Annotated in this window: 9 protein-coding genes; all 9 read left to right on the forward strand. The window is 50.3% G+C overall.

Annotated features, from left to right (window positions below):
- Nucleotides 1-140 precede the first annotated feature (140 nt).
- Entirely contained in the window at nt 141-680 is a 540-nt protein-coding gene (locus IV54_RS03890; RefSeq protein ID WP_057878091.1) for a dCTP deaminase/dUTPase family protein, read from the forward strand.
- A 93-nt stretch (nt 681-773) separates the two neighbouring features.
- Nucleotides 774-2,150, forward strand: a complete 1,377-nt coding sequence (gene radA, locus IV54_RS03895) for a DNA repair protein RadA (protein ID WP_057878092.1) — start codon at nt 774-776, stop codon at nt 2,148-2,150.
- Nucleotides 2,151-2,180: 30 nt separating this feature from the next.
- On the forward strand, nt 2,181-3,368 hold the full coding sequence (locus IV54_RS03900; protein WP_057878093.1) for a PIN/TRAM domain-containing protein: 1,188 nt from the start codon (nt 2,181-2,183) through the stop codon (nt 3,366-3,368).
- 152 nt (nt 3,369-3,520) lie between these two features.
- Nucleotides 3,521-5,011: a glutamate--tRNA ligase gene (gene gltX / locus IV54_RS03905; protein ID WP_057878094.1), complete on the forward strand. Its 1,491-nt coding sequence runs from the start codon at nt 3,521-3,523 to the stop codon at nt 5,009-5,011.
- Nucleotides 5,012-5,478: 467 nt separating this feature from the next.
- The gene (gene cysS / locus IV54_RS03910; RefSeq protein WP_057878095.1) at nt 5,479-6,891 is read left to right on the forward strand and encodes a cysteine--tRNA ligase; all 1,413 of its coding nucleotides are present in this window, start codon (nt 5,479-5,481) and stop codon (nt 6,889-6,891) included.
- Nucleotides 6,891-7,310: a Mini-ribonuclease 3 gene (locus IV54_RS03915; RefSeq protein ID WP_057878096.1), complete on the forward strand. Its 420-nt coding sequence runs from the start codon at nt 6,891-6,893 to the stop codon at nt 7,308-7,310. Before cysS ends, IV54_RS03915 begins: the two co-directional genes overlap by 1 nt.
- Complete coding sequence (gene rlmB, locus IV54_RS03920; protein WP_057878097.1) at nt 7,307-8,080, forward strand: 23S rRNA (guanosine(2251)-2'-O)-methyltransferase RlmB; 774 nt, start codon at nt 7,307-7,309, stop codon at nt 8,078-8,080. Before IV54_RS03915 ends, rlmB begins: the two co-directional genes overlap by 4 nt.
- Before the next feature lie 21 nt (nt 8,081-8,101).
- Nucleotides 8,102-8,653: an NYN domain-containing protein gene (locus tag IV54_RS03925; RefSeq protein ID WP_057878098.1), complete on the forward strand. Its 552-nt coding sequence runs from the start codon at nt 8,102-8,104 to the stop codon at nt 8,651-8,653.
- 75 nt (nt 8,654-8,728) lie between these two features.
- Nucleotides 8,729-9,301, forward strand: a complete 573-nt coding sequence (locus IV54_RS03930) for a sigma-70 family RNA polymerase sigma factor (RefSeq protein WP_057878099.1) — start codon at nt 8,729-8,731, stop codon at nt 9,299-9,301.
- The last annotated feature ends 43 nt before the right edge of the window (nt 9,302-9,344 follow it).

Below are 9,344 nucleotides of genomic sequence, written 5' to 3' on the forward strand. Positions count from 1 at the left end.
TCAAAATGAATATTCCTAGAATTTTATTGACCATCTAGGAAAACCTTACACTAACACAATTTTACTGGTAATCGAGAGGAAAGGTGTTTACTCTAGTAACAGAGTGTCAAATACAGACTATAAGAAGAGGAAGTGCCAGTATGCAACGGGGATTTGAAGTTGTCAGTAAGTACGCCAACCAGGGAGTAAAGTTACCCTACCGGACGACCCAACAGGCCGCCGGCTATGATTTTGAATGTGCCGAGGACTTTACCTTACCGTCAATTTGGCGACATGATCTGTTACATGCCTTCAAACGACTGCGTCATCGCGAAACGTTGACCACGACCGAACTCATGGCGGGTCAGAGTGATTTGAAGCCGTGGCTGGTGCCGACGGGAATCAAGGCCTACATGCAGCCAGGTGAGGTGCTCATCCTGGCTAACCGGTCGAGTAACCCGCTTAAACACAATCTGATTTTACCCAATGGTGTCGGGGTCATTGATGCCGATTACTATAATAACGAAAAGAATGAAGGCGAAATCTTCGTTCAACTGGTGAATACCGGTTTAAGTGATGTGGTGATCAAGAAGGGGCAACGGATCGCACAAGGAATTTTCATGCCGTATTTGTTAGCCGATGATGAACAAGCGCCACAGCAACAACGAACCGGTGGATTTGGCTCCTCTGATCGTAACTAATTCTTTAGAATTGCGCTAACGGACTAGTGGGAGATTGCCTAGTAAATATGCTAGAATAAAGATACAAAAACTGAACGGATTTGGGGGATGAACGTGGCCAAAACGAAAACGAAATTTGTGTGTCAAAATTGTGATTACAGTTCACCGCGTTATCTGGGTCGTTGCCCGAACTGTGGGGAATGGAACACCATGGTTGAAGAAGTTGTGGCCCCGGCTAATAAGAAGCCCCAGTCGACCCGTGTGACGGTCAGTGGCGAGCGTTCTCATCCGCAATTGATGAATGAGATTAAACACACCACTGAGAGTCGAGTTAAAACGCAAATGGAGGAACTGAATCGCGTCTTAGGGGGCGGCATTGTGCCGGGCTCTCTCATTTTGATCGGTGGGGATCCCGGTATTGGGAAGTCGACCCTGTTACTCCAGGTTTCCGGCCAGCTAAGTGCGACCGGTGGCAAGGTGCTCTACGTTTCTGGGGAAGAAAGTGCCTCACAAATTAAGATGCGAGCGGACCGGTTGGTCGTCAACAGCGACAACCTTTACCTGTATCCGGAAACGGATATGGCTAGCATCCGCGCCAACATCGAAGAGATGCGGCCAGATTACGTGGTCATTGACTCCGTCCAAACCATGCAGGCACCCGGCATCGAATCCGCTATCGGATCGGTCTCACAGATTCGTGAGGTGACGGCTGAGCTGATGCAGATCGCTAAAACCAACAACATCACCATCTTTGTGGTGGGGCATGTGACCAAGGGTGGCGCGATTGCCGGGCCTAAGATTCTGGAACACATGGTGGATACCGTGCTGTACTTTGAAGGTGACTTGCACCACACCTATCGGATTCTGCGGGCGGTCAAGAACCGTTTTGGCTCGACGAATGAGCTCGGGATTTTTGAGATGCGTGAAGGGGGCCTCTATGAGGTTGCCAATCCATCGGAAATTTTCCTGGAGGAACGATTGGCGGATGCCAATGGTTCGGCCATCGTGGTTTCCATGGAAGGAACGCGGCCAATTCTGGTTGAAGTCCAAGCGTTGGTTACGCCATCGGTCTTTGGGAACGCCCAACGGACCTCGAGCGGCCTGGATCGTAACCGAGTGGCCTTACTGATGGCGGTTTTGGAGAAGCGGGCCAACCTGATGCTTCAGAACCAAGATGCCTTCTTGAAGGCCGCTGGTGGGGTTAAGCTGGATGAACCTGCGATTGACTTGGCAATTGCCATGAGTATCGCATCTAGTTATCGCGACAAGGCAACCGCACCGACGGACTGTTTCGTGGGTGAAGTCGGGCTGACCGGTGAGATTCGCCGGGTTAGCCGGATCGAGCAGCGAGTCGCGGAAGCTAAGAAGCTGGGATTCAAACGCATATTCGTTCCCAAGAACAATTTGCAAGGCTGGAAGCCGCCCCACGATATTGACGTGGTCGGGGTAACCACCTTACGTCAGGCGTTGAAGCTGGCGCTGGGCGTCTAAAAATTGGCAACTTTGAAAGGAGGTGAATTTATGCGTAAGAAAACAGTTATTCTGGTGATATTTGTCATCCTTGGTGGTGTCATGGGGGTTGCCTACCTGCAACGCCTCTGGCATTTCCTCGGCTTAACCAGTCCACTGGTAAATAATGCGTTAGCTAATATCTTAATTGGTGCAATTATATTCCTTATTTTAGGCTTACTATTTGCCGGACTGATTATGTCACTGATTAGCCGTCTCGAATCCTATCTGAACAAACAGGATCCGATGGTGTTAATCTTCGGGAGCCTAGGGGCCATCATTGGCTTAGCCTTGGCCCTGTTGATCTCTCAGTTTCTGTTCCGAGTTCCCTCATTCTTCATTGGCACGTTGATTCCAGCGCTGCTCATGCTGCTCTTCGGCTATCTCGGTTTCCGAATCGGGATGCGTCTCAGTAAGATGCGGGGAGAAGAATGGCGGAACCTGTTCACGCCGCGGAGTAAGAAGGCGACGGAAGAGGAACCCGAGAAGGTGTTGGATAAGCCAACGGAACCTAACTTTCACCACTACAAGATTTTGGATACCAACATCTTAATCGATGGTCGAATCTATGATTTGGCGAAGACTGGCTTCCTGGAAGGCACATTACTGGTGCCTAACTTCGTGCTCTACGAACTTCAGTACATCGCGGATTCTAGCGATTCTATCAAACGGGTTCGGGGACGGCGTGGTTTAGACATCCTCAACAAACTCCAAAACGAGCACATCATGCCCATCGAAATGTATGAAGGGGACTATGAAGATATTCCCGAAGTCGATAGCAAGTTGATTCGGCTCGCTAAGGAAAATGGGGGGGTGATCGTCACGAACGATTACAACCTCAACAAGGTCATTCAATTCCAAAACGTGCAGGTCTTGAATATTAATTCATTGGCTAACGCGTTGAAGCCACGGGTCATTCCAGGTGAAAACCTGCATGTGATGGTGGTCAAGAACGGGACAGAACGACAACAAGGGGTGGCTTACCTGGATGATGGGACAATGGTCGTCGTTGAAGACGGGCGTTACTTCATCAACAAGCAGTTGGATGTGGTCGTGACGAGTGCTATTCAAACCGATGCTGGGCGAATGATTTTCGCCAAGCCGGCTCACTCCAGCAAGAACATTGAAGAAGAAACTCATACCGAAAAGCCTAAGGCTGGCGGTAAGGGGACTTCGAAGAAGACAAAACGGTCACGTTAAATTGCGATGGCCGAGTCTTTTTAAGGGTGTTTACGAGGCCCACCCCTTTATTTTTCGGGGTGAGCATTGTACACTTAATACAATCTGTCATCAGCACTTGGTGGCAATAAGTCTAAATTGACGTAAAAATTAGAGAAAGAGGCGCAAACGTTTTGGCAAAGAATTCAATTCGGGTTCGGTACGCACCGAGTCCTACCGGTCATCTGCACATTGGTAATGCCCGGACAGCGATCTTCAACTACTTATTTGCCCGGCACAACAAGGGTAAGTTCATTATCAGAATCGAAGACACGGACACTAAACGCAATATCGCGGATGGTGAAAGAAGCCAGCTTGACAACTTAAAGTGGTTAGGTTTGGACTGGGATGAAGGTCCTGATGTCGGAGGAGACTACGGTCCCTACCGTCAATCCGAACGCCGTGATATTTACGCGCCACTGATCCAACAATTGTTGGATGAAGGCAAGGCCTACGAATCTTACCGGACGGAAGATGAATTACAAGCCGACCGTGAAGCCCAAAAAGCTCGTAAGGAAATGCCACATTACGAATACGAATATGCGGGTATGGACGAAGCCGAAAAGCAAGCCGCTATCGACGCTGCTAAAGCTAAAGGCTTGAAGCCAGTTATTCGTTTCCGCGTACCTAAGGATGAAATCTTCGAATGGGACGACATGGTTAAGGGACACGTGTCCTTTAACTCCGATACCATTGGTGGGGACTTCGTCATTGCCAAGCGCGATGGGATGCCAACCTACAACTTTGCCGTTGTTGTTGACGACCACAAGATGGCCATTAGCCACGTTTTCCGTGGAGACGACCACGTTGCCAACACGCCTAAGCAATTGATGATCTACCAAGCCTTTGGTTGGGAAGCCCCTAAGTTTGGGCACATGAGCCTGATCATCAGCAAGGACACTGGGAAGAAGTTATCCAAGCGTGACGAATCTGTTCTACAATTCATCGAACAGTACCGTGACTTGGGCTACTTGCCAGAAGCCATGTTCAACTTCATTCTGTTGTTGGGCTGGTCACCAGTTGGGGAAGATGAAATCTTCAACCGGAAGCAATTCATCAAGATGTACGATGAAACGCGTTTGAGTTCCTCACCTGCCACTTTTGACAGTGACAAGCTCGACTGGTTAAACAACCGCTACGTCAAGGATGCCGATGACAGTACCGTCATGGACTTGGCCTTGAAGCAATTGATCAAGGCGGGTAACGTGCCTGCTAACCCAGACACCAGTACCATCGAATGGTCCCGTCAACTGATCAACTTGTACAAGCGTCAGATGAGCTACATGGCCCAAATCAATGACATGGCCTCGGTCTTCTTTGAAGAACCCGACCAAGTTACTGGTGAAGCCTTGGAAGAAATCAGTAACGAAACGGCCCCAGTTGTTTTGAAGGCCTTTGCCGCTGAAATCGAAAAGCTCGATCTGTTTGACTCCGTTGAAATCTTCCACGTGATCAAGCGGGTCCAAGCACAGACCGGAATCAAGGGTCGTCAACTCTGGATGCCTATCCGGATTGCCGTTACCCATGAAATGCACGGTCCAGAATTACCAGAATCAATCGAATTAGTTGGCCGCGAAACGGCCTTACAACACATTCACCAAACTTTAGCGCAACTCGAAGGCTAACGATTTGGTAAAGAAGCCGGATGAAGGGCCTATGGCCATCCATTCGGCTTCTTTGTTATCGGTTGAATATGCTACAATAGACCTATCTTACGCATGGTCTTGGTTTTGATGTTGCGATCTGGTCGCCGCAGGTGGCTAGGACCTTACATTTAAGCCAGCAGCATGGTTGGATTATGACGATTTGGGGATAAATCTCAGGATTGCTTATAAACGACTGACCTGGCTGACGAGGTGGCTGGAGGTGGATAGGGTGTAGTCCCGTGTCGGTGGTGTTAGGTCGGTGTTTTTCCGGCCTTACAGCACGGGACGTCTTCAAGACCCACGTTTTTGGTGGGGCTTGGAGGCGAGTTCGAAGACCGTTCTTTGGCTTCGGACGTGCCCCACAGGACGGAATCCCTATCCACCGGAGGCCATCTAGTCAGACGACCATTGCGTTTTAATTCAAGTTACCCGAAAGGAGCCTCGTGATGCTCAAAGTATTCAATACGATGACCCGCCAGAAAGAAACATTTGAACCCATCACTCCCAGAGTGGTGAACATGTATGTCTGTGGGCCAACCGTCTACAACTACATCCATATTGGTAACGCGCGGAGTGCGATTGCCTTTGATACCATCCGCCGTTACTTCGAATATCGCGGCTATCAAGTGAAGTACGTGTCTAACTTTACCGATGTCGATGACAAAATGATTAAACAGGCCAAAAAATTAGGAATTACGGTGCCCGAACTTGGGGACCGGTTTATTCAGGCGTTCAAGGAAGACACGGCCCAGCTCAATATTGAACCGGCCACGGTTAACCCCCGGGCGACCGATCACATTCCCGAAATCATTGAGTTCGTGGAGACCCTGATTGACAAGGGTTACGCCTATCCAGTTGATGGGGATGTCTATTACCGGGCCCACAAGTTTGCCCACTATGGTGAACTGTCCCACCAGAACCTCGATGAACTCGAGGAAGGCGCTTCGCAGCACACCAATGACGAGGAGACCGCACGTAAGGAAGATCCCGTCGACTTTGCCCTCTGGAAAGGGGCTAAGCCTGGCGAAATCTCCTGGCCATCCCCTTGGGGTGCTGGGCGTCCTGGTTGGCATATCGAATGTTCCGTGATGTCGACGCACTTCTTAGGCGATACGTTTGATATTCATGGTGGTGGTGAGGACTTGACGTTCCCCCACCACGAAAATGAAATCGCACAGAGTGAAGCCAAGACGGGCAAAACCTTTGTCCACTATTGGTTGCACAACGGATTCGTCACGGTTGGCGATGAGAATGAGAAGATGAGCAAGTCCTTAGGAAACTTCGTGACGGTGCATGATCTCTTGAAGACCGTGGATGCCCAAACGCTGCGGTTCTTTATGGCAACGACACAATACCGGCGGCCGATCCAATACAGCCAACGGAACCTCGATACCGCTGCGCGGAACCTCGAACGCTTGCAAACGGCGTACAACAACATGGGTTACCGCTTGAAGGATGCCGATGCCGGCAATGATCCGAAGGTGGAACAAGAGATTCGTCAGATTACGGCGGATTATATTGATGCCATGGACGACGACTTTAACGTGCAAAATGGGATCGCCGAGGTTCATGATTTGGCCCGCTTAGGGAACGTCTACGCCGAACGGCCAGTGGTCTTTGCTGGGACTCTCGAATTTATTCGTAAGACGCTCAGTGACCTCTTAGCTGTGTTTGGCGTGACCTTTGCCGAAGCGACCGAATTGGACGACGACCACATTCAAGCACTGATTGACGAACGGATTGCGGCTAGAAATGACCGGAACTTCGAACGTAGCGATGAGATTCGTGAACAACTCAAGAGCCAAGGCATCATTTTGGAAGACACGCCCCAAGGGACGCGCTGGAGAAAGGGAAATTAATGACTGAACAAGCTGAAAAAACGGATTTTCGACAAATAAATGGGGTGGCATTGGCCTACATGGGCGATGCTGCTTATGAAGTTCACATTCGCCAACACCTGATTGAGGCGGGAATTGCCAAGCCTAATCATTTGCAGAAGACGGCGACACACTACGTTTCCGCCAAGGCTCAAGCCGCTCTCATTGCGTTGATGGAAGAGGACAAGATCCTCAGCGATGCGGAGTGGACCATGTTCAAGCGTGGGCGGAATGCGAAGAGCTACACCCATGCCAAGAATACGGACGTAGTGACCTATCGGATCTCGACGGGTTTTGAAGCCCTGATGGGTTATTTGGCCCTCAGTGGTCAGCATGACCGAGTCACCGAGTTGAGTAACTGGTGTATTGAACAAGTGGAAGCGGGGCGGACAAATAAATGAAACCAGAACAAAATGAATCCAAGGACACCGCAGCAGACTTCGTGATTGGCCGGCACCCGGCTGTTGCGGCATTGCGGAGTCAACAAACAATTAACAAGGTTTTCTTGCAGAGTGGGTTGAAGGCCGAAGCCATCGATGAGATTCGACAATTGGCACACAAGCGTCATCTGGTTATTTCTGAAGTGCCTAAGCAGAAGCTGGATCAACTGACGGATCACGAGAACCACCAAGGGGTCGTCCTGGGGGTTGCCGCCTTTGAGTATGCAACGATCGACGATCTCTTTGCCAAGGCAGAGGCTGCCGGTGAACCGCCATTTTTCCTAATCTTGGATGGTGTGGAAGATCCTCATAACTTGGGATCAATCATGCGGACGGCCGATGCCAGTGGGGTTCACGGGATTATTATTCCTAAGCGCCGGGCAGTGGGCTTAACCTCCGTGGTTGCCAAGACCTCAACCGGGGCCATCGAAACGGTTCCCGTTGCACGGGTCACGAACCTGGTAAATACCGTCAAGGACTTGAAGGAGCGCGGACTCTGGATCTTCGGGACCGACATGGCCGGCACCGACTATCGTGACTGGAATGCCAAGGGGGCTACGGGCCTGATCATCGGCAACGAAGGCAAGGGAATTTCACGCTTACTGAAGGAAACGGTTGATGAAACCCTGACCATTCCAATGGTGGGTTCGGTCCAGAGTCTTAATGCCAGTGTGGCGGCTGGACTCCTGATGTATCAAGGGTTCAGTTCACGGCACCCCGTACAACACTAATCGTAGAAATGGGCGAGGGATATGAAAGAAGATATTTTAATTGTCGATGCCTATAACATGATCGGCAACTGGCCTGAGCTCAATCGGTTAAAGTTGAAAGACCGGTTACCGGAGGCCAGAGACCAGCTACTGAGCATGTTGGCTAATTACCGTAAATTGCGAGATGCGAAGATCACCGTGGTTTTTGATGCCATGTATGTGCCAGGAATCTCGAAAAGCTATCAGCAATTCGACCTGGAAGTGGTCTGGACAAATCGTGACGAGACGGCGGATAGCTATATCGAAAAGCTGGCCAAAGAACGGCAGACTCGGTTTACCCAGGTTACCGTGGCCACCAGTGATCAGGCCGAACAGTGGACGATCTTCTCGGAAGGGGCCTTGCGGATTCCCGCGGGGGAACTCCTCCGAGATATTGAGCGGGCTAAAAATGAAGTCAAACAGACTGCCCGTGAGTTTGCGGACAAGGGACTGGTGCGCAAGTCACCTTGGAATGACCAGCAACTCTACAAGTTAGAGAAGCTGCGAGACCAGATGATGGCCAAACCATCACGGACCAAGAAGCCAAAGCCATAAATAAAACACGCGTTCGCTCGGCGAACGGTAAGCCTTCCTTTAGACTGAAGTTGCAGCTAAAGGGAGGTTTTTTGAATGGGACAAATGACTGATTGGGCACTACTAACCTTGATTCGCCAGAGCGTGGATTCACCCGCATTAATGGTTTTATTTGATCGCTATCGACCGATTCTCTTACACCTACAGCAACAATACTTTATTCCAGGACACGATAGTGAGGACTGGGAACAGGAGGCGTTATTGGTTTTTTGCCGGGCAACCCTGACCTTTTCGCCGCGCCGCTCACCAAATTTCGGGGCCTTCTATCGCTTGATTCTGAGTCACCGGGTCTTTGACCTGATTCGACAAAGTCAGGCCCAAAAGCGGCAAGCAGTGGGACCCGAAGTGTCGTTGGAGGATCATCGTGAATATTTAGCCGATACTGTCCCGGACCATCGATTGGCCGTGCGCGAACAACTCGAAATAAAGGACGCCCTCAGGGTGTTCCCCGGTCGACTTTCACGGGTTGAAAAGGCTGTTTTTGCGGGCTTGATGCGCGGAGAGACCCCGGCCACAATTGAGGTGCAAGAACAGATGAATCGCCAACAAGTGACGGCCGCCGTCCATCGCTGTCAGGTAAAGCTACGAGAGTTATTGGCGTTAGTGTAAGGTTTTCCTAGATGGTCAATAAAATTCTAGGAATATTCATTTT

Source organism: Levilactobacillus paucivorans, from assembly GCF_001437125.1.
GTDB classification, from domain to species: Bacteria; Bacillota; Bacilli; order Lactobacillales; family Lactobacillaceae; genus Levilactobacillus; species Levilactobacillus paucivorans.

Bases quoted from the DNA above. Each gene is read 5' to 3' on its own strand.
- IV54_RS03890 (WP_057878091.1), top strand. From the start codon at position 141: ATGCAACGGGGATTTGAAGTTGTCAGTAAGTACGCCAACCAGGGAGTA.
- IV54_RS03900 (WP_057878093.1), top strand. From the start codon at position 2,181: ATGCGTAAGAAAACAGTTATTCTGGTGATATTTGTCATCCTTGGTGGT.
- cysS (WP_057878095.1), top strand. From the start codon at position 5,479: ATGCTCAAAGTATTCAATACGATGACCCGCCAGAAAGAAACATTTGAA.
- IV54_RS03915 (WP_057878096.1), top strand. From the start codon at position 6,891: ATGACTGAACAAGCTGAAAAAACGGATTTTCGACAAATAAATGGGGTG.
- rlmB (WP_057878097.1), top strand. From the start codon at position 7,307: ATGAAACCAGAACAAAATGAATCCAAGGACACCGCAGCAGACTTCGTG.
- IV54_RS03925 (WP_057878098.1), top strand. From the start codon at position 8,102: ATGAAAGAAGATATTTTAATTGTCGATGCCTATAACATGATCGGCAAC.
- IV54_RS03930 (WP_057878099.1), top strand. From the start codon at position 8,729: ATGGGACAAATGACTGATTGGGCACTACTAACCTTGATTCGCCAGAGC.